This window comes from Moorena sp. SIO4A1 (assembly GCF_010672065.1).
Classification (GTDB): Bacteria; Cyanobacteriota; Cyanobacteriia; order Cyanobacteriales; family Coleofasciculaceae; genus Moorena.
Window position 1 is genome coordinate 1 of record NZ_JAAHHX010000071.1, and the last position, 25735, is coordinate 25735.

26 protein-coding genes and 1 pseudogene are annotated in these 25735 nt (G+C 43.5%); 14 read left to right on the forward strand and 13 right to left on the reverse strand.

Annotated features, from left to right (window positions below; translation table 11 throughout):
* The first annotated feature begins 175 nt into the window (after positions 1 to 175).
* The 3 genes from F6K53_RS29685 to F6K53_RS29695 all read left to right on the forward strand — a co-directional run bounded on the left by F6K53_RS29685 (position 176) and on the right by F6K53_RS29695 (position 2162).
* Complete coding sequence (locus F6K53_RS29685) at positions 176 to 364, forward strand: hypothetical protein (protein ID WP_293070705.1); 189 nt, start codon at positions 176 to 178, stop codon at positions 362 to 364.
* A 195-nt stretch (positions 365 to 559) separates the two neighbouring features.
* On the forward strand, positions 560 to 1906 hold the full coding sequence (locus tag F6K53_RS29690; protein ID WP_293083154.1) for an OB-fold nucleic acid binding domain-containing protein: 1347 nt from the start codon (positions 560 to 562) through the stop codon (positions 1904 to 1906).
* A gap of 79 nt (positions 1907 to 1985) precedes the next feature.
* Positions 1986 to 2162: a hypothetical protein gene (locus tag F6K53_RS29695; RefSeq protein WP_293044544.1), complete on the forward strand. Its 177-nt coding sequence runs from the start codon at positions 1986 to 1988 to the stop codon at positions 2160 to 2162.
* A 271-nt stretch (positions 2163 to 2433) separates the two neighbouring features.
* Here F6K53_RS29695 and F6K53_RS29700 read toward each other — a convergent pair.
* The 3 genes and pseudogenes from F6K53_RS29700 to F6K53_RS29710 form a co-directional block, all read right to left on the reverse strand.
* Positions 2434 to 3339, reverse strand: a pseudogene (locus tag F6K53_RS29700) (serine/threonine-protein kinase); the annotation flags it as partial.
* 94 nt (positions 3340 to 3433) lie between these two features.
* Entirely contained in the window at positions 3434 to 3742 is a 309-nt protein-coding gene (locus tag F6K53_RS29705) for a DUF3593 domain-containing protein (RefSeq protein ID WP_293021741.1), read from the reverse strand.
* Between the two features lie 172 nt (positions 3743 to 3914).
* Positions 3915 to 4205: a DUF2499 domain-containing protein gene (locus F6K53_RS29710; RefSeq protein WP_008184715.1), complete on the reverse strand. Its 291-nt coding sequence runs from the start codon at positions 4203 to 4205 to the stop codon at positions 3915 to 3917.
* A gap of 325 nt (positions 4206 to 4530) precedes the next feature.
* Between F6K53_RS29710 and F6K53_RS29715 the strand changes: the two genes are divergently transcribed.
* Both F6K53_RS29715 and F6K53_RS46050 read left to right on the forward strand, forming a co-directional pair.
* Complete coding sequence (locus F6K53_RS29715; RefSeq protein WP_293070708.1) at positions 4531 to 4809, forward strand: hypothetical protein; 279 nt, start codon at positions 4531 to 4533, stop codon at positions 4807 to 4809.
* Positions 4701 to 5120, forward strand: coding sequence for a hypothetical protein (locus tag F6K53_RS46050; RefSeq protein WP_364303794.1), 420 nt, complete (start codon positions 4701 to 4703; stop codon positions 5118 to 5120). The genes F6K53_RS29715 and F6K53_RS46050 overlap by 109 nt, the downstream gene beginning before the upstream one ends.
* Before the next feature lie 182 nt (positions 5121 to 5302).
* Here F6K53_RS46050 and F6K53_RS29725 read toward each other — a convergent pair whose 3' ends face one another.
* Positions 5303 to 6670, reverse strand: coding sequence for a hypothetical protein (locus tag F6K53_RS29725; RefSeq protein ID WP_293070709.1), 1368 nt, complete (start codon positions 6668 to 6670; stop codon positions 5303 to 5305).
* 985 nt (positions 6671 to 7655) lie between these two features.
* Here F6K53_RS29725 and F6K53_RS29730 point away from each other — a divergent pair.
* The 5 genes from F6K53_RS29730 to F6K53_RS29750 all read left to right on the forward strand — a co-directional run bounded on the left by F6K53_RS29730 (position 7656) and on the right by F6K53_RS29750 (position 13128).
* Positions 7656 to 9449, forward strand: a complete 1794-nt coding sequence (locus F6K53_RS29730; protein ID WP_293070710.1) for an ABC transporter substrate-binding protein — start codon at positions 7656 to 7658, stop codon at positions 9447 to 9449.
* 439 nt (positions 9450 to 9888) lie between these two features.
* On the forward strand, positions 9889 to 10017 hold the full coding sequence (locus F6K53_RS29735; RefSeq protein WP_293070711.1) for a hypothetical protein: 129 nt from the start codon (positions 9889 to 9891) through the stop codon (positions 10015 to 10017).
* A gap of 301 nt (positions 10018 to 10318) precedes the next feature.
* On the forward strand, positions 10319 to 11755 hold the full coding sequence (locus tag F6K53_RS29740; protein ID WP_293083159.1) for a peroxidase family protein: 1437 nt from the start codon (positions 10319 to 10321) through the stop codon (positions 11753 to 11755).
* Positions 11756 to 11961: 206 nt separating this feature from the next.
* Entirely contained in the window at positions 11962 to 12435 is a 474-nt protein-coding gene (locus F6K53_RS29745; protein ID WP_293070714.1) for a hypothetical protein, read from the forward strand.
* Between the two features lie 69 nt (positions 12436 to 12504).
* Positions 12505 to 13128 carry a catalase gene (locus F6K53_RS29750; RefSeq protein WP_293070715.1) on the forward strand — a complete coding sequence of 208 codons (624 nt, stop codon included), beginning with the start codon at positions 12505 to 12507 and terminating at the stop codon, positions 13126 to 13128.
* Positions 13129 to 14002: 874 nt separating this feature from the next.
* Here the strand turns inward: F6K53_RS29750 and F6K53_RS29755 are convergent.
* Positions 14003 to 14959 (reverse strand): hypothetical protein, encoded by a 957-nt coding sequence (locus F6K53_RS29755; protein ID WP_293030046.1) that lies wholly within the window; start codon positions 14957 to 14959, stop codon positions 14003 to 14005.
* Positions 14960 to 15349: 390 nt separating this feature from the next.
* On the opposite strand from F6K53_RS29755, the gene F6K53_RS29760 reads away from it, so the two are divergent.
* A complete protein-coding gene (locus F6K53_RS29760; protein ID WP_293030049.1) occupies positions 15350 to 16054 on the forward strand; it encodes a tetratricopeptide repeat protein in 705 nt (234 codons plus the stop codon).
* Between the two features lie 174 nt (positions 16055 to 16228).
* Here F6K53_RS29760 and F6K53_RS29765 read toward each other — a convergent pair whose 3' ends face one another.
* The 3 genes from F6K53_RS29765 to psaM all read right to left on the reverse strand — a co-directional run bounded on the left by F6K53_RS29765 (position 16229) and on the right by psaM (position 18849).
* The gene (locus F6K53_RS29765) at positions 16229 to 16606 is read right to left on the reverse strand and encodes a hypothetical protein (protein WP_293030052.1); all 378 of its coding nucleotides are present in this window, start codon (positions 16604 to 16606) and stop codon (positions 16229 to 16231) included.
* A gap of 156 nt (positions 16607 to 16762) precedes the next feature.
* Positions 16763 to 18079 carry a transposase gene (locus F6K53_RS29770; RefSeq protein WP_293070732.1) on the reverse strand — a complete coding sequence of 439 codons (1317 nt, stop codon included), beginning with the start codon at positions 18077 to 18079 and terminating at the stop codon, positions 16763 to 16765.
* 674 nt (positions 18080 to 18753) lie between these two features.
* Positions 18754 to 18849, reverse strand: coding sequence for a photosystem I reaction center subunit XII (psaM, locus tag F6K53_RS29775; RefSeq protein WP_075900824.1), 96 nt, complete (start codon positions 18847 to 18849; stop codon positions 18754 to 18756).
* Positions 18850 to 19146: 297 nt separating this feature from the next.
* Between psaM and F6K53_RS29780 the strand changes: the two genes are divergently transcribed.
* Positions 19147 to 19905: a DUF475 domain-containing protein gene (locus F6K53_RS29780; RefSeq protein WP_293030057.1), complete on the forward strand. Its 759-nt coding sequence runs from the start codon at positions 19147 to 19149 to the stop codon at positions 19903 to 19905.
* A gap of 111 nt (positions 19906 to 20016) precedes the next feature.
* Here the strand turns inward: F6K53_RS29780 and ndk are convergent, their stop codons facing one another.
* The 5 genes from ndk to F6K53_RS29805 form a co-directional block, all read right to left on the reverse strand.
* Positions 20017 to 20466 (reverse strand): nucleoside-diphosphate kinase, encoded by a 450-nt coding sequence (ndk, locus tag F6K53_RS29785; RefSeq protein ID WP_293070716.1) that lies wholly within the window; start codon positions 20464 to 20466, stop codon positions 20017 to 20019.
* Between the two features lie 77 nt (positions 20467 to 20543).
* Positions 20544 to 21590: a D-alanine--D-alanine ligase family protein gene (locus F6K53_RS29790; RefSeq protein ID WP_293083162.1), complete on the reverse strand. Its 1047-nt coding sequence runs from the start codon at positions 21588 to 21590 to the stop codon at positions 20544 to 20546.
* Between the two features lie 16 nt (positions 21591 to 21606).
* Positions 21607 to 22329, reverse strand: coding sequence for a hypothetical protein (locus F6K53_RS29795; protein WP_293046835.1), 723 nt, complete (start codon positions 22327 to 22329; stop codon positions 21607 to 21609).
* 42 nt (positions 22330 to 22371) lie between these two features.
* Positions 22372 to 23424 (reverse strand): ParM/StbA family protein, encoded by a 1053-nt coding sequence (locus tag F6K53_RS29800; protein WP_293030398.1) that lies wholly within the window; start codon positions 23422 to 23424, stop codon positions 22372 to 22374.
* A gap of 676 nt (positions 23425 to 24100) precedes the next feature.
* The gene (locus tag F6K53_RS29805) at positions 24101 to 24301 is read right to left on the reverse strand and encodes a hypothetical protein (protein WP_293070720.1); all 201 of its coding nucleotides are present in this window, start codon (positions 24299 to 24301) and stop codon (positions 24101 to 24103) included.
* A 402-nt stretch (positions 24302 to 24703) separates the two neighbouring features.
* On the opposite strand from F6K53_RS29805, the gene F6K53_RS29810 reads away from it, so the two are divergent.
* Positions 24704 to 24994, forward strand: a complete 291-nt coding sequence (locus F6K53_RS29810) for a DUF4351 domain-containing protein (protein WP_293083164.1) — start codon at positions 24704 to 24706, stop codon at positions 24992 to 24994.
* A 44-nt stretch (positions 24995 to 25038) separates the two neighbouring features.
* Positions 25039 to 25203 (forward strand): hypothetical protein, encoded by a 165-nt coding sequence (locus F6K53_RS29815; protein WP_293070724.1) that lies wholly within the window; start codon positions 25039 to 25041, stop codon positions 25201 to 25203.
* The last annotated feature ends 532 nt before the right edge of the window (positions 25204 to 25735 follow it).

The window sequence follows — 25735 nt, forward strand, 5'->3', positions numbered from 1 at the left end:
CGCATTACCCTCTAGCTGTGAGATAAAACGATTCGGGATTATTCTAGCTAATGCCGGAATATCCATCTCGTAGTACCCCTTCGGGTAGGAACTTTGCTTGAACCCTAGCTTATAGGAAGGTTACGGAACCTCCACTTCCTTGAGCGCCTTCTTCGGTCGCCCAGATAATTTCATTATGACCTATCGCGACCGTCTTAGTCCGTGGGTAATTGTGCGGTTATTACCCAAAATGCAACGAGTGGTTGTTGCTCGCTTTCGTAATCGTTCAGATGCAGAGGGTCACCTGCGCAGTCTCCGACAGCTGATGCCTGATGTCGAATTTATGATTATTTTTGATACTGGGGAGGAATTAGATCAGAAGTAAATAAATAACTGCTTGTTTGTGGACGGTTGACAGTTATTTGTGGACAGCAAACACTTAACAGTCAACCGTCAATTCAGAAATAAAAGTGTTATCAAAATTGACAGTAAACCCCTTGTTTATCTGAACAAAAAAAACTATAGTTTGTGTGGAGGTTAAATCTCCAATTGTCTACAGAGTAAAGGAGAAATTCATGGGATGGTTAAAATCATCAGCCGCAAATCCTTAGGCACTCAACCTGTCTATGATATTGGTGTCAAGGACGACCATAACTTTATTTTGGCAAACGGTATTGTCGCTTCCAATTGCTTCAACAAATCCCACTCGACCGCCTATGGCTATGTAACCTATCAAACTGCCTATCTCAAGGCGAATTACCCAGTTGAATATATGGCAGCGCTGCTGACAGCGAGTAGTAACAGCACGGACAAGATACAGAAATATATTGCTACTTGCTCAACCATGGGGATTGAGATTTTGCCACCAGATATCAATCGTTCTGATTTTGATTTTACCCCAATGTCTAATAGTATATTGTTCGGGTTTTCAGCAATCCGGAATTTGGGACACGGAGCAATTAATTGTATTCTCAAGGCTCGGGAGACTGGTGGTGAGTTTAAGGCTTTGGCAGATTTATGCGATCGCGTCGATTTGCGCACCCTTAACCGCCGTGGTTTGGAAGCTTTGATTTACTGTGGTGCCTTTGATAGCATTCAGCCCAACCGCCAGCAACTTATCAAAGACCTCGACCCAGTGATTAGTTGGGGGCAAGACCGTGCCAAAGACCGAGAAAGTGGTCAGCTGAACATTTTTGATATGTTTGGCAACACTAATTCTGAGCAAGATCAGAACAATAATGCTTGGGAATCTGCTCCGACCGCTCCAGCAGTTTCTGATTTTTCACGCCAAGAAAAATTAAATTGGGAAAAAGAATTGCTTGGCTTTTATGTATCTGACCATCCTTTAAAATCAGCCCGTCCAGTAGCTCAAGTGCTTTCTCCTGTCAGTTTGGCCGAGTTAGGAGACCAAAAGAAGGGGACAACTTTGAGTGCTATTGTGATGCTCACTGAAGTTAAGCCTCACCTCACCAAAACAAATAATCAACGCATGGCCTTTGTGCAGATAGAAGATCTGACCGGTCAAGCTGAAGGAGTTGTATTCCCGAAAACTTACGAAAAAATTAGTTCATTACTGCAAGCCGATTCCCGTTTAATTATTTGGGCAAAGGTGGATGAGCGAGATGAAAAAATTCAGCTGATTATTGAGGATGCTGAGCTAATTGAAACTTTACGAACAGTAGTAGTAGAACTTACCCCTAAGCAAGTTACGACAAACAACCTTAACCAATTAAAATCGATTCTGCAAAAACATTCCGGTAAAAAACGTCAGGCAAAAGTCCCCGTACTGGCAACTATTCCTACACCCCAGCAGTATCAATTTGTCCGTTTTGATTCTAAATACTGGGTGCAAAATGACCAAGTAACGGTTAATGCTCTCAAAGCTAGCGGATTTGATGCCCGTACTGCTCCAGTCATCAAGAGTTGAGTAAGGAGTTGAGTCTTTGCTCTTCTCTTCTCAGCAAGCTACTAAAACTATAGCATTTACAAATAGTTCATGAACAATCTTGCTGATTTATAATAACATCAAAAACTCTTCGGAGCTCTTTTTTACTATTCCCTATTCCCTTTTCCCTGTTCCCTACTCCCTGCTCCCTGCTCCCTGCTCCCTGTTCCCTACTCCCTACTCCCTACTCCCTACTCCCTTCTTTATCAACCTGAACCAGGATTTTGCTGAGGATTAGAAGAGCCAATAAACTCAGATTGAATCTCCTCCAATTCCCGATCAAGTTTAGTTTTAGTTTTCGGTAAACTGCTAGAACCAGCAACCTTAGAGCCAAGAGTTGGATGTTTTGAGTTAGGGGTCGGATTACCCATAATTTCAGACTTCAATTCTTCTAATTCTTGAGCAATCCTTTTATTCAATCCCCCGACTGCAGGCTTTGATGGTACAGTAGGTTTTATCGGTGTAACTGGTTTTTGTTGCCTTAAAGGTGTTGGGGGAGTTGTCTTAAGATGCAACTCTTTACTTACCTCAGCCGCTGATTGATAACGTCGGTTAATAGCCCCTGCTATCATCTTGTCTAAGATGCGACCAAGCTGATCACTAATAGGATGACTCAAAACGTTGCGCCAAATCCAGACACCCTCCCTGACATCAAATAAATCACAGGGGTGCCTATTGGTCAACAAATGAATACAAGTGATACCAAGACTATAGATATCACTGGCAAAAACTGCTCTACCAATACTTTGCTCTGGTGATACATAACCAAATGAGCCAATCGCTGTCCCAGTTTTGCCTAGACTAGTGCCAGTAGCAGCTTTCGATGCTCCAAAATCAACTAGAACCAGTTGACCTGGGACCTGGGTTGCTCCCCCGACAACCGAAGACCTTAAACTCCTGCGGCGAATAATGTTTTCTGGCTTGATGTCCCGGTGGATGACATGATGTTGATGAACAAATTGCAGCAATGGCAGCAAATCATCCAGTAGCGCCCGAATTTGTGCTTCATTAAATCCACCCCGACTGGCCAGTTCTTGGACTAAGTTTTGTCCATCGATAAACTCTTGCACCAAATACTGTTGGCTATCTTGACAAAAATACGCCAGCAGTTCCGGAATTTGAGGATGTTTGCCCAACTCATCCAGCCGTACCGCTTCCAGGGTGAATAACTCAGCTGCTTTTTGAACCGTGTTAGTTCCCTGGGCTTGGGGAAAAAACTGCTTGATGACGCAGGGAGGTTTGGAAGGTTTATCTTCGTCCACAGCCAAGAAGGTTTTACCGAATCCACCTTGACCTATAGGTTTAATCCCTCGGTATCGCTCTTTGAGCAGCAACTTCGAGCCACAGGCAATGCAAAATTTAGTTCCTTCTCGATTTTGGGGATTGGGGCAAGTGGGATTGAGACAGTAGCTCATTATCGTGGTCAGCAGTCGGTCTTTTATCTATAATAATATATTGCCCTATCTACGAACAGATATTTTTGAGGCCATCTTCCCTACTCCCTACTCCCTACTCCCTACTCCCTGTTCCCTTTGCTATATGTTCCATAATTGCTTGTCGGAAGCCCAGTACTACTAAAGTATTGGACAGGGTTAAAAAAAACTCAGCACTACCATGTAGCCAATCCACATCAGCTAATGCTTCCTGATAAGCTACCTTGGAATAAATCCCAGCTGGGATGGTAACAAAAACAAACACCAAGAGGACGTAAAATCCGATTAGCGCTAAACGGGGTGTTTGTCCAGAACGAGTGAGAAACCATAAGAATCCTAGGTAAGGAAATAGGGAAATAGCAAATAATGTGTCTTTAGAAATCATCTGAAGATAAGGAAAAATGCTTGTCAAAATGATTCGGAAAACGTCAGCCGTTAGCTGTCAGCCGTCAGCCGTCAGCTGATAGCTGATAGCTGATAGCACCTCAAGTAGCATCTCAAGTAGCGCTTAAGCTGAGTGATTACCGTAAAACTTATCCCTGGCATTGGTAGCAACCCTACGCTGAACGCCAAATCCACCAAGCTGCTCCACAAAGGGTACAGTTACCTACAACCGTCATCGCTGCTTGGAGTGTTACCATCCACTCCAGGGATTGTTGGTTGTCAAAAAAGTGCCAGGTGATAGCACACATAGCACTGACCAATGCTGGTAACATAGCAAAAGACAATGCCCACCATGCACGATTGCCAGTAATTTCACCATAGGTCCAGATTAACCAAATTGCAGCAATCCACTCGATAACACTGGAAATGTGAATAATCCAAGTTGGAATTGATAGAGCATGCATAAAAAAACTTATTACTACAGACTAATGGGTAATGGGTAATGGGTAATGGGTAATGGCTTAGGAGTAATCAAAATTACTAATTTTAAAGTTACCAAAACCCAAGCTTGATAATAGTGAGGCTTCTAGACATCCCATTATCGACCGTTGACTTGTTTGAGTATACCAAGATTATACCAGCTACTTTACCTAAACTTTAAACTATGATTAGTACTAATGCTAATAACCAATCCGAACATGCCTAATCCTATCCTGGCTAAATAAAATATAGCGTTTATTATAGCTATATAACGATTTTGCCTTTGTCTCTATATCCTCAGGGGACCTGTTGGAACTAGCAGATACAAATAGTGACTTTGTCGCCTCCACGACTTATTTTAATTCACAGACTGGCTACACAACATTTACTTACGAGTTTACAACAGCTGGCACGTTTACCTTGAGTATAGGAGTGGTGGATATGGCCGATTCTACGGTTTTTATAATAAATGGGCATAAATTAGCAATGGTCAAGTTAATACCAACTTTGGTGGCGATGGCAACTCCCTTTGGTTTGATGGCGGTTCTGCAGAAGATAACTCCCGTTATGCTATTACCCAAGCCCTAGATGTTTCTCATGGCGGTACTATTTCCTTTGACCTAATCATTGGTAATATCATTGGTAATAGTAATAATGGAGGGGAGAATGCAGATTCTGGGGAAGATCTCGCTCTTGAATATTCCATTGATAGCGGTATCTCTTGGATAAGACTGGGTTTGTATGACACAGAAGACTACATCAGTTGGAAAACTATTACTGAGAGCATTGACACCGATGCTATAACTAGTGCTACTCAGTTCCGCTGGCTACAGCTTAACCATAGTGGTTCTGGATTCGATAACTGGGCTATTGATAATGTGGATATTGATTTGGTTTAGATTATGAATCACTATAATCATCTGTTTTATTTAATTAATGTAAAATCAAGAATAAAAAATAAAAGGGAAAAAGCCTAGGTTAACTTTACATACCTAATTGATATGCCTAGGTTTACCATTTCCCCTGTAAATGGATAAATTAATCTGATGATTGCCGTATCTTCTTTATATCAATCCTTAGTTCAATTAAGAGCTGCTATCTCTAGTTTAGATAATAGCTCTTTCTCAACGTATTCCAGGTGATGTAAATCCTCAGCTACAATTAATAGAGTGACATCCCCTTGAGTTCCTAAGGTATCAAATTCATAAGGAAAGACAAAATTCGGATTACCATTACCCTGGTAGATTAAGGAACCAATCTTTTCCCTTAGGGTGCTAAAACTACAAGGTTCTATTTTAAGTCTCAACACCTTCCAGCATCCATCGTAGTCACTAGAACCAAACAAATTGTCAAGAATGAAAAATGCAAAGGACGATCCGTTCAGTCGGGCGTTGTTTTCGATGGGAAATATTCCTTGATCTGTGACAATATAATCGATGCCTAAGATGCCAAGATAGCCATCATCTCGCATGTGCTGGGCTATTTTGAAGGAGTAATCGCGAATTAACCCTTCTATCCTTTTTGAATAGGGTTTTCCTTTCACGTTACCGATATGTTGTAACCCATTAAACAGCTGGCATGTTATGCCCAGATGAGCAATTTCTCCATTGCTCCCAATCATCCACTGGTCATTGGGGGATGTAATGACTTTGAGGAATGGCTCAATTAAAAAACAACTCTCTCCCGATGCCAGCATTTTTGGCATCTCAGTGTCGAGGTTACTCCTGTTAACTTTATAAAGTGATGAGCCTACAGACCCTTGTGCGCCCCGGATCATTAACGTCTCATAATCCCTAAGCCAACCTAAGATTTCCTGTCGCAGTTCTGTCTCAAAATCCTCAGAGTCTGATGATTTACTCAGGATAGTTCCTGGTACTGTGGGAATACCAAGAGACTGACACAGGTCCTTGAAGGTGGACTTGTCAAAATACTTTAAGGTAATAGACTGATCACAGCCAAAAAAAACGGCATCAATGGTTGACGCCGCCTGTTTATCTACATCTGCCGAATAATAAGGAACAAACACCAAGGGTTTTCCAATTGATGCAAGAAATGCTCTAACTTCATCCGCTTTTTGCATTATCAGCTCTGAGAGCAGTGCTGGTTCATTTTCACGGTTGAAGGCAAAGACTTTCTGGGGTCCTAAGCCAAGATTTTTCAGCCAGTCGTAGTACTCTGCATCCAGATTGCCAGGAATGATCACGACATCCTCTGAACCAGCTACAGCTAAGGCTCGTGACGCCCAAGGTTCAAGTGTATTCTTGCCCTGAAAGTGGGGTTGGCTTCGGATATCGAAGGCAAATACCCTGACTTGATCTGAATTTGAGGAAATCAAGTCCAGAATAGAGCTTGATTTTGCGATCGCATTTGAGTTTACGCTTGAGTTCAATGCATCCTCTTGATGGGTGTGATTACCAATTAGCCTTTTGCTGCCAGAAGCACCATCCATATGCTTACTCCATACAGACCTAACATACGACTTATTACAAATTACAAGCGAAATTATAAATGAACCTATCTCCGTCTAGGAGTAGGACAAACCGTGCCCGCTGCTACCCTCGTACTTAACTGTGAGCAGTTAACCATAATAACTGCTCCAGAGTCAAGACCCTATCCCATAAGTTTTACTGATGGGATATGCTAAATACACCCTGTTTTTATGAGGGGTCATGGACACAAAATTAGGGGCAATTGCCAAGTGCGCTTAAGCGCTCCTACAGGCTATGCGATCGTCATACTATAGGTTTTAGTCCTATACAAATGAAATTTCGATTGATTTTTTTAACATTTTCTCATAAAAATTAGGTGTTAAGTGTTAGGTATTAAGTGTTAGGTATTAAGTGTTAAGTCTTAGGTGTTTGGTGTTAGGTGTTTGGTGTTAGGTGTTTGGTGTTTGGTGTTAGAACGGGAACATATACAAGCAAGAACCTGATGGGTCACTTCCCATTTGCTGTAGAACTGTTGCGGAGTCATAGCCATTGGACACTGACTGTAGCCTTGGATCAGTTAGCGCCCTGCCTTAGTTAGGGAGTGAGGGGACGCGGGGCAGGTATAGGTTTTACCATAGTTATGGTGTCTTTAGTGATAGGTAGCGGGAAGCCAGGGTCCCCCTGCTCAAAGTTCTGGCTTCCAACTTTTTGGTTAATTTGGGTTTGACCACTTTTTTGATAACCCAAAACACTGAAAAAACACAATTAACGCCTAAAAGTTCGGAAATTATTTTTATAATCGGAGATGTATTCAAATCAACATAAATCAATAAGGACTTAAGCAGTTGCGCTACATATAGTGATGACGTAACCATTGCTCCCCTACAATTAGGGTTGAGGAACAGAAGCAAGGGTAAGTCCTGTCAATAAAAACTAATCACAAATGACTAATGACTATTAGTTACCAATTCCTGGCAAGAGCCGCAATATAAAGGAGTTTTATCAATGAGGCGATGGCGACCCATACTGTTGCTTGTGGCTTTTGTCCTAACTATAGTTCTCTCTAACTGCGTTAGCCCTTCTAATTGGATTGGGACAAATACCCCTCCCAGTCCTACTCCTACTGTTTCTGAGAGTCCTACTCCCAGCCCTACTCCCAGCCCTAGTCCCAGCCCTAGTCCTACTCCCAGCCCTAGTCCTACTCCCAGCCCTACTCCAACTCCAACTCCAACTCCAACTCCAACTCCTTCCCCAACTAAACCTTCTAAGGATTCCAAGGGAAGGACAATCGTTTACGGAGCAGTGGGACAACCAGAAAACCTAGAACCGGGTAATATCAGCGACCGGGAATCCCTAGTTGTCCAGAAACAAATTTACAATCGCCTAGTGGAATACAAGCTGGGAACGATAGAACTGGAACCGGGATTAGCTACTGATTGGGAAGCGTCTCGCAATAGCAGAGTTTGGACATTTAAACTGCGCCAAGGGGTCAAGTTTCATGACGGGACTGATTTCGATGCTGAAGCAGTTAAGTTCAATGTCGAGCGTTGGTGGGACCCGGAAAACAAATATGGCTATCGCGATAAAGACAGAAAGTATCAAATTTGGGCTGATTTATTTGGTGGCTTCAAGGGAAACTCGAAATCCCTATTACAACAGATAGTCATCAAAGATAAGTATACAATTCAATTTGTCCTGAAACAGCCCTTAAGCATTTTTCCAGCGATGATTGGGTCAGGCTACTTTGGTATCGCTAGCCCAACCGCCATCAAGAAAGCAGGTTCTAAGTATGGTCGTGAGTCATCTCTAGCGGTAGGGACAGGTCCCTTTAAATTCAAAGAGTGGCGTAATGGCAAGGAAATTATCCTAGAAAAGAGCCCAAACTACTGGAAACCAAACCTACCTAAAGCAGAAAAGGTAATCGTGCGGTTCATCCCGGATATTGCGAAGCGGCTGACCATGTTGAAATCTGGAGAGATTGACTTCACGTCAGACCTAGTTCCTAAGCAATTAGAAAATTTAGTTGGTGAGGCTAAGCTCAAATCTATTTTCCGTCCCTCCTTCAATGTCGGATATCTATCCCTCAATACCAACTACAAACCCCTTTCTAAACAAAAGGTACGGATTGCGATCGCATTAGGAATTAATCACCAAAAGATTGTCGAAAAAAATTGGCAGGGTTTAGGAGAGAGTGATGCTCACTTCACCCCACCCCTCCTCGATTGGTCTGAGTCACCCAATTTTGGTAGCTATAAATATGATCCACAGCTAGCCAAGCAACTGCTGAGGGAAGCTGGCTACCCCAAAGGCTTTGACCTGGAACTCTGGTATATGAAAATATCCCGCCCCTACTATCCTGATCCGAAAGCGATCGCCCAAGCCATAGCTGATGACTTGGGTAAGATTGGCATCAAGGTTACTTTAAAAACCAAACCCTGGAAAGATTATCTCAAAGACCGACAAAAGTCTCCTGGTTTCCAAGGGTTTATATTGGGTTGGACTGGGGAATATGGCGACCCAGATAACTTCTACTATTCCCACTTCGGACCTAATGCTACCGCTGACCTTGGACGTTGGAAGAATAACCAAATCCTACGGCTATTGGAAACCGGTCGTAAGACCCAAGACAAGGATGCTAGGGCAAGAATCTATCGCCAAGTGGATAAAATTTTATTTGAAGAAGCCGTGCGCATTCCCATTGTCCACTCCCAACCGCTTTTAGGTAAGCGAGCCAATATTCAAGGCTGGAAGCCCAGTCCACTCGGTTCAGAATCCTTTGAAACTGTGGATAAGATTTAGATAGAACACTTTGAAACTCCCCGCATCTTTAGACCGGGGAGTGTCAATATCAGAACTTTCATCCTATCCTATTCTCCTCTGTAAACCCCCCTTCTCACCCACCTGAATGCTTACTATAATTCCAGGATAAGCCAGGGGATGTAGACCTCGGCTTGGGGCTGAATTTATTACCCAGTAAGGATTTTAGCTTGTATGTCACCCCCCCAGTAATTAGTCATCAGTTAGTAGTCACTATTACCGATTCTACTTAACCTAGACACAAAGCCTTACATCTCGAAAACTACTTCTGCCCTATTATTTATTTACTGTTAATACATTTTACCTAAATTTTAATTAGATCAAATCTAATCACTAACGAGTCTTATCAAAGTACCCTCAAGGGTACTGTCAAAGAATTAGTTTATTGGTGATAATCAAAAGGGAACTGAAATCTAAGCATATGCGCTACGCGCAGGCTACGCCAACAGCTATGAGCTATCAGCTATCAGCCATTCGCTTAGCGTGGCCTTTGGCCCAGGCATGTGGCCAGGCTAAGGGAACAGTTTATGCCCATAGCGCTCACTACTAGATCGGTGCTTTTGAATAAAATAATCTGTTCGCGTAGCGTGAGCTTTTAGCTCACGGCTGACAGCTGACGGCTGACAGCTGACGCGAGGAATTTTTGTCGTTATCAGAAATAGGCATAGTTTTTCATGACCTATTTGTAAAGGCTATATATCCAAAAGGGAACTAGTTCGATGACAAAAAAAAGGAATACATCTAGAGACGGATTTAGGAACCGGTTATAAAACTTTGCTTTAAACAAGTTCAAGGGGATTTGGGAGTTTATTCAAAGCAACGACTATCTAAGACGTCAAGCCAACAAAACAATGATTAACAATGTCGTCTACAAAATTCCCACTCGTCCCCATAAGTTAAGCGCGATCGCACCCTATACTTCTTGGGACTCATTAACAGACCGAACCTGGAGCGGACGACATTTACCCCCCGATCCAGAATTCAACAAAGCAGGTAACCTTCCTCCTCTCGAAGACCTTGCTGTTTTGTTTCGCAAAAAAGAGGGGAAAACCATCTATTCCGAGAAGTCTACCCTGCTGTTTCCCTATTGGGTGCAGTGGTTTACCGATGGCTTTTTGCGCACTGATCACTACAATAAATTAAAGAATACCTCAAACCACGGCATCGATTTATCTCCCGTCTATGGGTTGAACATAAAATCTACAGACATGCTGAGATCCAATCAAGGCGGGAAACTGAAAAGCCAGATCATCAATGGTGAAGAATATCCCCTCTTCTATTACGACGATCCAGAAAACGGAGTGGTTAAACCAGAGTTTGACGGGTTGTATGAACCGCTCAATGATGAGAAGCGACTCGACCCAGCCAAGAAAGCAAAACTATTTGCTATGGGTGTAGAACGAGCCAATGTCCAAATTGGCTATGTAATGCTTAATGTTCTGTGTCTGAGGGAACACAATCGCCTGTGTGATTTACTGGCTAAGCATTATCCCGATTGGGATGACGAGCGACTCTTCCAAACAGCCAGAAACATCGTGATGGTGGTAATCATGAAAATTGTGCTGGAAGAGTATGTTAATCATATTACCTCCTATTACTTCAATTTCATTGTCGATCCTCCAGCGTTTACCAATCAGAAGTGGTATCGCCAGAATTGGTTTACAGTGGAATTTAATTTGGTATATCGTTGGCACAGTGCCCTTCCGGAGACTCTGACCTATGACAGCAAGCAAATTCCGATGGTGGATAGCCTCTGGAATAATGAGATGCTGATCAATAAAGGCTTGGGACCATTGTTTGAGGAGACCTGTTCCCAACCAGGCACCAAAATTGGTTTGTTCAACACGGCAGAATTCCTGATACCTGTTGAATTGGCAAGTATCGACTTAGGTCGTCAAGCTCAACTGGCCAGCTATAATGATTACCGGGAAATGTCTAAGTTTCCCCGGGTGACGGATTTCGATCAGATCACGGCGGATGAAGATACTCAAAGGGAACTAAAACGGTTATACGGTGATGTCAACAATATTGAATTCTATGTGGGACTCTATGCCGAGGATGTGCCACCAAATGCAGCAGTAGCTCCCCTGGTTAACCGACTGATAGCAATTGATGCGTTTTCCCAAGCATTGACTAATCCCCTGTTGGCAGAAAATATCTTCAACGAAGAAACCTTTTCCCCGGTCGGTTGGGAAGTAATACAAAACACAAATACTCTCTCAGATGTGGTAAACCGCAATACTCAACAGCCGGATAAAAGCTATAAAGTAACATTTGACAATCCGTAAGCAAGGCATCGGGTATTGTCAAAGAAAAATTAAAGTAAAAATTCCAGCTCTCTGATTGATAAATCACCATTTATTTAAGTAAAATTTCAGTCTCAATCGCCAGCTATCTGCTCACTTAATTTGACAGTACCCGCTCAAACCCACTGGTATCCTCAAGGAGTGTTTATCAAAACCAATTCCTCAAAATTTTTATCTAAAAAATAACCATGAAGCTATTTACAGAATATCCCGAAAAGGACGAACAAAACTATTACGACCTTGTAGCAGAGCAAGTCAGGATTCAGATGGATAAGCTTTACAAGGATCAGGAACGGGCTTTGCGAGACACCCATGCCAAAACCCACGCCTCGGTGGAGGGAAACCTAGAAATTTTTGATTTTGATGAACAGAGCATTAAGAGTGAACTGGCAAAACGAACTCGGCTTACTCAAGAGCAACTTAATGGGATTTCCCTCAAGCAAGGACTTTTTGCGACACCGAAACAATATCCTGTTCAGCTGCGATTTGCCAATGGGCGAACAAATGTTGAAAACGACTATGTCTCAGACACACGCTCAATGTCTGTGAAAGTGATTGGTGTGGAAGGAGAAAGCTTTGAACAAAGCTACGAGCCAAATACTCAAGATATTATTGTTCAAAATGCTAAGATCTTTTTTATCAAAACCATCAAATATTATTAGGAATTTTTTGGCTCCATAGTTGACTCAGAAAAAGCTGCCCAGAAGTGGCTCAGGAGTCATCCCAGGCAATTGCTAGCCCTAGCTAAAGTAACAGCTCGAACCCCAAAGAGTTTATTAACGGAACGGTATTGGAGTGGTTCTGCTTATGCCCTTGGACTCAAACCAGATTTTGAGCAGTCTCAACCGGGCTTAGTTCCTGTTGACTATCCCGCTGTGATCAAATACGCCTTCACCCCTGTTTCATGCCAGCCTCCCCATCAAAGGATGGGATATCAGTCCCGACCAGGTATTCCCAAACTTCCCTTCATCAATCGCGCTAAGGCTCTGGGATTGGATGGAAGCAAACCGGACAATTACTATCGAGACGAGCTGATCGAACAACTATCAAAAACCGATGCTCTTTATTGCTGGGACTTTGGTATCCAATTCCAAACCAACCCGAAAATGTCCATCGATGATGTCACAATTCGTTGGAGTGAGAAGAAGTCACCATTTTTTACCGTTGGTCGCCTCACTGTCAAGCATCAGATCATCGATTTTGACCAACAATACGACTCTGCTGAAAACCTGCGATTTTCCCCGTGGAATGGCTTAGTGGTTCATCGTCCTGTGGGAGCTCTCAACCGGCTACGTAATATTGTTTATCCGATTGTGGCTAAGTATCGTTATCAAAAACGGGGACTCAACTACTAGTCTTTCAATTGACACTCCCCATGCCTAGAAGCAGGGCTGTTTCATTCTTATTCAGCTATCAGAAGAGTGATGGTAATTAGCGATTATGAAGAACTCCATTAGACACGGGGCTTTCAGCATCGTTGATTTTTTGTAAGGGCTGACGTCGCATCTGGGTCGAGCGCCGATGTCTTCAATTACTCCAACAGCAGGAGTTGATGGCTGGGGTTGACATTATCTTATTGGTGGCCTGAGGTGAAAGTGGCTGAATCAGGGGCATTTAACCCGACATGATATGATACCGAGTTGCATTCAAAGATAGTAGATTGGTTGGATAGGGAGATAGGGAGATAGGGACCCACCCCTAACCCCTCCCAGGAGGTAGGGCTGTTTCATTCTGGCCAAAAATAGATGGGGAGATGGGGAGATGGGGAGATGGGGAGAAAAGGAGCGCGAATAGTCGTGATTTTGGCCAAATTTATCTAACCATACTCAAAAGCCGAATCACGAATTGTTAGTCATTTGAGTTGATTGAAGCCGGCTAATTAGTCAGATTTTAATGACTAAATTTGGGGATTTGTAGGAAAATTTTGAGCTATTTCCCTATCCCCCTATCCCCCTATCCCCCTATCTCCTTTTCTCGTTAACTTATTTTTCTTTGAAACAGCCCTGCCTCCCAGGAGGGGAATATGAGGAGATAGGGAAATTGGGAGATTGGGGGAAGAGAAAGTTGTACGTTTGACCGCAACTTGGTATGAGGTGTGAGGTATGAGGTATGATGTGTCAGGTGTTAGGTCTGAGGTGTTAGATGTTGGGTTAAGTTCTGGTACTTAATGCCTCATCAAGCCCATCCAATGGACCTAGTTTCTAGGATAAGAACAACCCGATGGCTTAGTTAAAATAGCTCATGGGGAAAATCATCACATCTTAACCTTTCATACTCTTTGAGAGCCCACTCATTCTCTTCAGTGTATTTGGTTACCAGCTTAATGCATTGCTGTCTACGTCGATCCTGCTCCTGAGCTTGTTGTTGTGCTTTTTCTCTGGCTATGCGTTGAGCCTCTTGCTGGGCTTGTCGTCTGACTCGTTGAGCCTCTTGCTGGGCTTGTCGTCTGACTCGTTGAGCTTCTTTGTGGGCTTCTATGGTAGAAATTTTAGCATCTGCCCTGTCTATAATTGGTTCAACTTTCTTTTGCCAATAGCTAGTGGTCACCCTCCTAGCGTTTTGCTTAGCCTGTTGCCATTGACCTGCCTCCAGGGCTTGAAGTGCTTGTTTGCGAATCGATACATTCACAGCCCACTCTTGTTTCCATTGGGCAATGGTCTCCGGTAATTTTTGACGAATCAGAGTAGTTTCAGGGATGACTTGAGTTAGAGCAATGGCTTCATTGAGCTTCCCTTGTTCCTGATACAGCTTGGTAGCTTTCTGAAATAGGCTCTTAGACCACTGATTAATTATCTGTTGTGCCTCTTGGTAAGGAACACTATCTGGGGTCAGCTTATTGGCCTCGATAATTGCGTCTTTAAATTGGTTCGCTGCAGCTAGTATCTTAGCTTTGCCAAATAGTTTCTGGGCACACTCATCGAAAATAAGCTGAGTCTGTTGATATATAGGCGACTTTTCAGGAATAGTCGTGGCTTTATTGATGCATTCTTCATATTCCCGTTCTGATCGGTGCTTCTGAATCTCTTCTAAGCGTAATAGTGTATTTCGATAACTTTGCCATTCTTGATATGACCAACCTAGCCCTGCACCAATTACGGCAACTGCTAGCCACATCCCTACCATTCGCAGCCATGGGTTGGTTGGGGGCGAAGACACAGGTGGAATTGAAGGTGGAAGGGATGGCACAGGATTTCCTCCTGAGAGTGGATGCTATGGAATAGTAACTATACTATTTTGAACACATCTATCCGCTTTCTGCTATAGCTGCATTTCAGTAATGACAACCAAACCCCAAACCCCAAACCCCAAACCCCTAGGGAATTGTGCATCTTCCCAAAAGTGTCCACTCCCAGCCCCTCTATAAAATAATCCCCACAAAATTAATTCGTCTTTCAGGAAACTGTCATATTACTGCTGTAGTCTTCAAAGAAGAGTCCCAAGTCCGAGGGACAATCTGGATGGTTTTCTTGGGTACACCAAAGACGCATGAATAAGTGACACATTAAGACCAACCAGCTGGGTGCTGTTAGCCGTAAGGTTGAATCTAGATAGGCTGCAAATGAGGTTGAGGCAAATATGAATGCTCCTACTTTTCTAAATCGGCAAAACCAAAATCGACAGTGGTTCCCAATGTCCCCTAAAAACCACAGGCATTTAGCACCAGTGAAGCTAGTGCCTAGAAAAAGCCACATACACTCTGTGAAAAGCCTGCGCACCTTAGCAAACTCGAAAGTGAAACAAGGGGATTACAGCAGTGCGATCGCATTGTTAACCCAGTTGATTAATCTCAATCCCACCAGTGCATTAGACTACAACAATCGGGGATTGCTGTATTTCCAAAGTGGTCAGCCCTACAAAGCCCTATTTGATTACAATCAGGCACTGCGAATTGATCCAACATTGGACAGTGCTTACAACAATCGCGCTAATTATTATGCATCAGTTGGGCAACTGGCTGAAGCCCTCACCGACTACGAGCAAGCTATTGATATCAATCCGGGAAATATCCGCACCTGGATTAACCAAGGGATCACCTTCCGGGAATTGGGATTGTACGATTTAGCCCTAGAAAACCTTGACATGGCTCTAATGCTAGGATGCCTGGAAGACCATGTCTATGCCCAGAGAGGGCGTACTTACCATCTCAGGGGTGACTGGAACTGTGCCATCAGCGACTATCAAAAGGCTCTGAAGTGGCTGCCCAAGTCCGGTTCTTCTGATTCCTTGCGCGAGAAAGTGGAAAATTGGATCAATGATTTGCTTAAGCCACTGAGAGCTTGAAGGGGTTAGTGATGAGCTCTTGCCTCCCAAAGAGCGATTCGACCTAGGAGACGCGGGGCGCGTTTGGCCGTAGGCCACGCTACGCGAACGCACCGAGCAAGCTGGACCGATTACCTTTAGCTCAGTTTATGCCCACCGGAAGTATAACTAATTTCCATGCCCTCAGTCTGGCCCTCAGTCTGGATCTTGCCAGACGACCTGAACCTGATTCGGATCACGTCGTAAGCTTTGCTCTCGCATTACTTTCTGGGCTTGCCTGGGGTCAAAAGAGCGACTGAATTCACGGCGCAAGTTATTCACTCGTCTTTCAGTTCGCTTCACCTCTCGTTTGACTTCTCGCAACTTGGCTTGCTGTGAGAGATGATAAGGCAATAGTTCCATTAGTGCGGTAATCGCAGCGGCACAGAGAACTAGGTTAACAAGTAACTTAGCCGTAGTTTCACCAGCAACTGCCCCGTAAGACTGTCGCTGCGGACGGTGCTTGATTCGAGGAACTCTTCGGCGAGGTTTTGATGGTACCCGAGTTGAGTGAGGGGTTTGGATTGCGTTCATTTCCGTTTACAATGCCACGCTGGCACACCAGCGCCCTTGGGTTTATTATTGGGTTGATTAAGATAGAGTTTTTAGTATGCACCTTTTATTTAGCCAGATAATTTAGCGAAAGAATAGTCTTTCTGGAACAATCAAGTCCCCAAATAGACTAAGAGCTTAGCTTGACATCCTCCCCTTCCTCAAAGTAACTGAGCTTAGCTCAGTTACTTTGAGGAAGGGGATTCCTAAATCTCGCGAATTAGGTTTTCTGCTTCGACCCGTGCCAACTAGAGTATCGTGACCAATACTCCCCGTCGCTTCCAGTCCACAGACATTTTCTGATACGCTATGCCCTAGCGCAGAGATTCCACGGTTTCTGATTTCTTGGCTAGCTGCCACATCCCGTGTCGTAGTATATCCACACTCACTACAGACGTGAATTCTCATATCTAAGGTTTTTTTACCTGTGTGTGCGCCACAGTTAGGACAAGTCTGAGAAGTACCATTTTTATCTACCTTGGCAAAATAGGTATCGGTTTTCCAGCATACCCAGTGTAGGATCTCCACGAATTGCCCAAAACCCGCGTCAGCCGATGCTTTTGAGAGCATACCCCTAGCCCAACTGACAAAATTGATATCTTCAACAAATATCATCCCTGCACCATCACAAACATGATGAGCCAATTTAAAATGCCAGTCTTTACGAGTGTCTGATATACGTTGATGCAGTCTAGCTATTTTCTGGTTTAGCTTGTGTCTATTATTTGACTCTTTTTGCTTATTCTTTAGCCTACGTTGCAGCAATTTCAGCTTGCGCTGTAGGGTGATCAGAAATCGAGGTCGCTTAATCTCTTCACCATCACTGGTAGCTACAAACTTGTCAAACCCCAAGTCCAAACCTCTAGGATGACCGTGAGGCATGGGACTAGAGACATTGACATTTAGCTGTAGTGACAGCATCACAAAGTAACCAGATGCTTTTCTAACTATCCTCGCTTGCTTGACTTCAAACCCATTGGGAATAGGTCTTGACTGTCGCCATTTCACCCATCCCAGTTTTGGGAACTTAATCCCATCATTTCTAATTGGGTCTTTTCCTAACTGTGGAAAGACAAACGACCGCATCCGATACTTCTTCTTAAAGCGAGGCCAACCAAAACCTCTGGCTTTCATATCCTCCCAAGCTCTATCTAAAGTTCTTAGGGTTTGTTGTAGTACTTGAGAGTGAACTGTTTTCAGATGAGGATAGAGTTTCTTGGCTTGAGTTAATTGCTTGGCTTGCTTATGGTAATTCGGAAATGGTTCGTCGGCAGAAATGATGTACTCGCATTGAATCGAACAAGCATTAATAGGTGACTTACGAGATGCGCACCAATCTTTACGCTGTCTGAGCGCAAAATTCCAGACAGAACGACAAATATCTAGGGTTTGCTCGATAGATTTAATCTGTTCGGCAGTTGGTTCTAGTTTGTACTCGTAGGTCATTGTTAGCATGGCCAGATTATTATAGCTTACATGGGTTATAATGTTGTGTAAAGATTTAAGAGATTTGCCAATTATCGGGGCATCGAACCCCTCAATTGGCTTGAGGGAGTCCATGTCTCCTCGCCCTATGACATCGTGTTCGTCAGCGAACACTCGTCATGATGTCCGACGAGGTTTTATAGCTCCCTCAAACTCCCTCGTTTCGATAACGTGAGTTTGACACATAAATTTCCTGGTGTTGACTCCAATCCAAGGGAAACGACCTTCCAGTCAGGAGAATAATTCAGAATTATTGGTTATAATATCGGAAATATCTATTAACGTTCCCCGGTACACTGACGTTTGCAGCGATTCCTGGGAAATTTGGATCGCGGAAACCCGTCAAAAAGCGATCAATTGCGGTATTTGGTAGTGCTGACCGATCAAACGATACTATTGATAAACTAACTGGGGGGTTAAACCCCTGTTTTTAATTAACGACTGAGAAGCGCAAGGTTCTTCCCCTTTTTTCCATCTCCCCATGGATTTCACTAGCTTTAATGAGGCTTCGCGATTTATTAATTGGTTTCAGTGACACCACCGATAATCCTAGATTATCGGTGGTGTCACTGAAACTATTTTGTTTATCCTTCGTCCGCTCTAGATCCGAGCCGCTTAGGAGCAAGGCTTTGAGCTTCCCAGCACTATTTGTAAAGTTCGGTAGACAGCCGGAATGCTAGAAATCCCGGAAGCAAAGCCAGTAATAGAGCTCCGATAACTTGCGCATCTGAAATAGCCATCGTATACAATCTCCTTTATTTGAGCGATATTCTATACCATTAGCCAACTAATTGGGCTAGTTCTGGAATTCTATCACAATAACTTGTCCTATCCAGATACTAGAATCCTTCACAGCTATTACCTTTATCTTGCTGCAGGTTCGGTGTGGGCGTTAGAACCTCCCTGGGGTCGCAGCGCACTAAAATTCTGATTATAATGTTAAGATTAATTAAATTAGATATCAAAGTTTTAGCAATTTAGGCGATTAAGTCTATGTAATAGACTAAGTTAACCTTTTAAGACATTAAGAATTTTTAATGCTAGACCAAATTCTTAACTCATCGTTTAATGTTGGGCTTGAGGGTCCTGTGGTTTTGTTGATTCTGGTCGCACTAGAAGCTGTACTGTCTGCTGATAATGCGATCGCATTAGCTGCGATCTCCCAAGGCTTAGAGACCAAACAACTTCAACGCCATGCTCTTAACTTGGGCTTAGCAGTTGCCTATGTCCTACGAATCACTTTGATTCTCACAGCCACTTGGGTAGTGCAGTTTTGGCAGTTTGAGTTATTGGGAGCTGCCTATCTGCTCTGGTTGGTCTTTGAGTATTTCACCTCTGATGAAGATGAACAACATCACCATCATGGCCCGAAGTTTACTTCTCTATGGCAGGCAATTCCCCTAATTGCTGTAACGGATTTAGCTTTTTCCTTGGATAGTGTCACGACAGCGATCGCAATTTCTGACCAGACCTGGCTGGTTATTGCTGGTGGCACCATTGGGGTAATTACCCTGCGCTTCATGGCGGGCTTATTTATTCGTTGGTTGAAAGAGTATGTCTATCTGGAGGATGCTGGCTACATCACCGTGGGCTTTGTGGGATTGCGCCTGTTGGTCAGAGCGATTAAACCGGAATTAGTGCCACCGGAATGGTTAATGATTGCTGCTATTGCCCTAGTGTTCATGTGGGGATTTTCTGAAAAGTCTAAGACCCCAGACCTGGAGTCAATTCCTGTAGAAAATGAAGGGCAAGCGGCTTTGGGGAAAGAGCAAAGGGCAAAAGAAGCTAGCCGCTAACTGCTTTTAACAAGAGTCGGGAAGAATTCCGCCATCTCCCTATCAATGATCCCAACGCTCACCAAACATTGGTAGAGCGTGGGACTTGCCGTTTAAAGGTAAATGTTACTGTTACTCATAAAGCCAAGAGGTTATGGTTGGTTCCCAGCTAACGAGCTCTTCTTCCTTAAACCAAAGACTAATCTCCTGCTGCGCTGTCTCAATGGCATCTGAGCCATGGATAAGATTGCGACCTGTGTCTAACCCATAATCGCCCCGAATAGTTCCTGGTTCAGCCTCCAGAGGTTTGGTAGCACCAATAATCTTTCTTGCGGAAGCAATTACTCCCTTTCCTTCCCAAACCATTGCTACTACAGGACCAGAGATGATGAATTCGATTAGTCCACCAAAGAAAGGTCTCTCTTTGTGAACAGCGTAATGCTGTTCGGCAAGTTCACGGCTGACGCTCATCAGCTTCAGCCCAACTAAGGTAAAACCTTTTGTCTCAAAACGCTGGATGATTTGACCAACAAGATTCCGTTGTACACCATCCGGCTTAACCATCAGAAATGTCCGTTCCAAGTTTTTCTCCTCAAATTGTTTAACTCAGCTCAATCTTTGGCGTAACCTTTCCTATCATATTCCGTGCGGACGAAGATTCAAGCCCGTTCTATTGCTAGTTGAATTAACTGATCCACTAATTCTGGAAAAGAAACACCTGTAGCTGCCCACAGTTGGGGATACATACTGGTTGCAGTAAAACCTGGTAAGGTGTTAATCTCGTTGATGAAGATTTCCCTAGTGGCTTCGACATAAAAGAAGTCTACCCGTCCTAAACCAGCCCCATCAACGGCAGTAAAAGCCTGGATTGCCATTTCCTGAATCTGGGTAGTCACGTCAGTGGGCAAGGGAGCGGGGATTAACAAGTCGGCTTGACCTTGAGTGTATTTGGTTTCGTAGTCATAGAAATCACTCTCATAGGTAATTTCACCAACTACTGAGGCTTTGGGATGATCGTTCCCTAGTACAGCACACTCTACTTCTCGCCCTACTACTCCTTCTTCTACAATCAACCTACGGTCGTAATTAGCAGCATGATCTAAGGCGGCTTCTAATTCAGAACGCGATCGCACTTTGGCAATCCCGACCGATGAGCCTAAATTAGCTGGTTTGACAAAGTAGGGATAGTTTAAGGTTTCCTCAATTTGGTCACAGAGTTTGGTAAATACACAGGGATCGGACCAAACTTGCGATCGCAAAACTTCCATGTAGTTGACTTGGGGTAATCCGGCTTGGGCATATACTGTTTTCATTGCCAGCTTGTCCATGCCTACAGCTGAACCAAGAACACCACTACCGACAAAGGGTACTCCCATCAGGGTTAGTAATCCCTGAACTGTGCCATCTTCCCCATTCGGCCCATGGAGGATGGGAAACCAGACATCTACCTCACTGACAACAGCCGGAAATTGCCAGACATTACCGCTAGGAGCAGATTCCAGGGGGGTTCCCGAGTCTAAAACCTGTGCGATAGTTTCGACCACTGTCCAGATGCCATTTTTTTGAATGTACACTGGCAGCAATTCGTACTTAGAGGCATTTTCATCGGCACCCAGAGCGTTTGCGATCGCTCTTGCAGAACTAATCGAAACTTCGTGTTCTCCTGATACACCACCAAACAGCAGTCCAACTCTGCGTTTTGTCATAGCACTATACAGTTAATTAAAAATCCTCTAATAAAGAACCCAAGCGACTTAGTAACGGATCAGATTGATCAGCCTCTTTTTCCAATCCTGCGCGGAGGCTCCCATCTGACTCTCTAGTAGCTTTTTCTGTGGATGCCTGTTCTCTTACGCCAGACAAATCCGTTGTACTAAAATTCGACAGCACCGTTTCTACACCAGCAACTTGCTGTTTTAAGTGTTCGAGTTGTTGATGAGAACGGTCATCCACTTGCTTGACCTGTTCGATTAAGGCCGTCAATTGATCATCAAGTTGATCAGAAGATTCTTCAGTAGATAGAACCTGCTCTAATTTCCCAAGCTGCTGTTGTAACTGCGTCAATTGTTGAGTTGTATTAGAGTCTATTTCCTCAATCCGTTGAGTCATATCACTTAGCTGACTATTCAGTTGGCTAGGACTCTGAACCGATAAAGCCTGTACCACTTCAGTTAATTGCTGCTGCAGTTGGGTTAGCTTGTCTTCAAGATTTCCAACACCTGTTGTTTCCTCGGTTGTTTCCTCGGTTGCTTCCTGGGAGGATGCTTTTTCCTCAGAGGATTCTGGTCTTAACAGAAACTCTTGGAGAGCTTGCTTGCACAACATGCTAAAGCTAGGATACTGACCCTTAGCTAGTTCTTTTTCCACTGCCTTTAGTAGGGATTGATCCTCTCGGTTAGAGGTAAATGCTACTGTTTTATTTACTTTTTTTGCGATCGCTGCCATGGGAATTATACCTATAATGCTAGGGGATAATTACAATACAATTTATCGAGATGCTGACTGCTTCTGCACCTCTCCATAAATGTATTGTCCCAAAGCATTTGCTTTTCGAGAGGGTTGAGCTAAGTAACCCTTCAGTCTAGCTTCTTTGAAGATAAGTTGAAGATCATTCCAGAAGAATTGTCCACCACCACCAGTCACCACTACGTCTGTGGTGCGTTCTGGTAGCCAAGCGAGCAAGCGATCTGACAGTTCACGGGCAAAACTTTTGCGCAAACTCGGTATAATTTCGTCGAGGTCTGTGGGCTGAGCAGCACCCTTAGGACGATAAAAGCGCTCTCCCTCTGGACGATTAACCGCTTTGATTAATAGCAACGATTGACTATCAGCTCCCTGAATTTGCGCAGCTAATTGATCATAAAACTCATTCATGGCAAACGCTTCACTCTGAGATGCTCCTCTAGCAAATCGGAACGAATCTGCCATGATAAAGTCAGTGGTTTGGTGGCCAATATCCACAACGGCGACGGAACGGTCGTGTAATCCGCCATCCGATGGATCGTTTTCCTGAACTTCAACCCAGATCAAGCTACCATAACCCTCTGGTATCACCCAAACTTTCTTAATCGTAATCGAGACTTGTTCCCCTCTGTAGTACATGACATGAGGAGAAGCGAGGATACCAATTAATTCGTCTTTTTCACGCTCAAACTGCTCTTGGGAATGGTAGGGCAATCCCATGATAATTGCCAAGTCACCTTGAAGCTCGAAATGTCCTACGCAGGCAAAGACTTTTATCAAGGCATCTTCTACTTTCGATTGACCAACACCCAAGTTAGCTCCGAAGTCAGCGGCTAGTTGTCCAATGGCGTATCCTTTGCCTTGATACTCCAGCCAAATATCTAATAGAGGGTCACCTAGTCGAGCTTCAAACCCACCCCGACGCACTTGCTCAACGGTGAGATGGGCAACATTGGCAGGAATTAGCACTACACCATCGGGGTAACGGCTGATACAAGCTTTAGTAGAGGTACGACCTAAGTCAATGCTGAGAATAGGAACTTTATTCACGATGGTAGCAAGCTGTTTAGCAGTCATTCGTTAGTATATAGCAGTTTGTCTAACTCAACTCACAAAAAAATTGTCCGATGTTTGGAAGCCCCGTCTAGGCAAGAGCGGGGTGCGGACAATGATTAGGCTTTTTGCGATAGTTCTGCCACCAAGGGCCAAAAATCCTTAGACTAGGTGTGCAGGAAACGCAGGTTGACCCAAGTCTGTTGGGAACTACTCCACATATATAGTAGATTAATCATTCAGTAATCTCTGACATCTCGACTGGCAGTTAGGATATCGCTACGGATTGTTTCGAGAGTAGCGATCGCTAAGTACCTGGACAAAAATAAACCTCACTTCTTGATGCAAAGCGCGAGTGGGGGGAACCCCCAAGACCGTAATGGTGCGTTTTCCGCATTAAGAATTAAATTCGCCACGGGTCGCACCTCTGCCTCGCTGTATTAACTTATGTAAAGTTACCAAAAGCCCTTCTGCTCCCTGCTCCCTATTTCAACAGTTAATTTTACTTTTGTCCGATTCCCGATTCCCAATTCTCAATTCTTAATTCTTAATTCTTAATTTTAAATTCTTAATTCTTAATTCTAAATTCCATAAAAAAATAGCCGTAGAAATACTATCCACGGCTATGGCAATCACATATGTCAGAAATTTCCGAAACCCAAGGCCCCCGGGGGGGAAAACCCCCCAGAAAGTTAAGGTGTTATGGCAACAACCAATACTTGGTCATAGTAGTCATCACTTCACCTGGAATATCGGTCGGCTCTAGAGGAGTCCACTCCGCGATTTCTGCATAGCCTAGGGAATAAAGCATATGGATACTATTGATTACTGATTCACGAGGACCTTTGAGAGTGTGCTGAGTTGGTTTTTTCTTGAAATTGCGAGTAAAGTTGTCTGACATAGTGAAAAAGTTTTACTTGAATTTACAATGATTATTGTAATTATTATAATTTAAGTTGTCAAGGGTTTTTATCAAATTAAGAATTGAGAATGTAGAATTAAGAATTGAGAATTAAGAATTAAGAATTGAGAATTGAGAATTGAGAATTGAGAATTAAGAATGTAGAATTAAGAATGTAGAATTGAGAATGTATAGCAGTCGCAGTAAAGCTTAAGACATATTTCTGCTCCGAACGCGCCCCCCGTGGCCTACGGCATTAGTCCCTACTCCCTGCTCCCTTTCAACCAAAATTCTCTGTCCTAAACTATACTTCGGTTGCTATAAGTTCTAAATTATGCATTCTTCATTCTTAATTCTTCATTCTTAATTCTTAATTTAATTCAAGCTTATTTTCGGGAGGATATGATGCAAGAGTCAGTAGTTTATCAACGAATTATTCGCCAAGGATTAGAACAAGGATTAGAACGGGGATTAGAACAAGGATTAGAACAGGGATTAGAACAAGGAAAGCGCAATGAGCTTAATTTAATTATCCGTCAAATTAACCGTCGTCTAGGTGAAATCAATCCCCAATTACAAAATCAAATTGAGGAATTATCCTTTGACCAGTTGGAGGATTTAGGAGAAGCGTTGTTAGATTTTGAAACCGAAGTGGATTTGACCAATTGGTTGAACCAGTTAACGGATAAGTAACATCCGGTTAGGTGTCGCATTCAGCTATAGCAATTCTACGACTGGTGAGGTACAAATATCTGGTTTTTAGGGAGCAGGAAGCAGCGATGCAGCGCGGTCTTGGGGGTTTCCCCCATGAGCGACTGCATCAAGACGGGAGCAGGGAGCAGGTAAGAGAGAAGAAGCAAAAGCCAATAGTCAAACAGTTATGTGTACCTCATGAGTCCTAGAAACGCTATAGCTGATAGCTATTAGCTGATAGCTTACCTTGCCTATTGCTAGCATGCCTATTGCTAGCATGCCTATTGCCTGCTCCCTGCTCCCTGCTCCCTATTCCCTATTCCCTCTTACCATGTGAGGAAATGGTACTCGTTAAGAACAAAACAGTACCGGTTTTTAATACAAAAGTACTAGTAGATTAGCAACAAGTACTAGTTACTGATAAATTAGTACTGTTAAATGATAAACAAGTACAGTTTAACGAAAAACTAGTACCCGTTTGTTATACACCAGTACTAGTTAACGAGAAACGAGTACTGGTATGTGAGAAACGGGTACCCGTTTGTTATACACCAGTACCCGTTTGTTATACACCAGTACTAGTTAACGAGAAACGAGTACTGGTATGTGAGAAACGAGTACTCGTTTGCGATAAACTAGTACTCGTTTGCGGTTAATGGGTACTCGTATGTTAGATATTAATACAGCACTACCCACTTCAGACTTCAGACTTCAGACTTCAGACTTCAGACTTCAGACTTC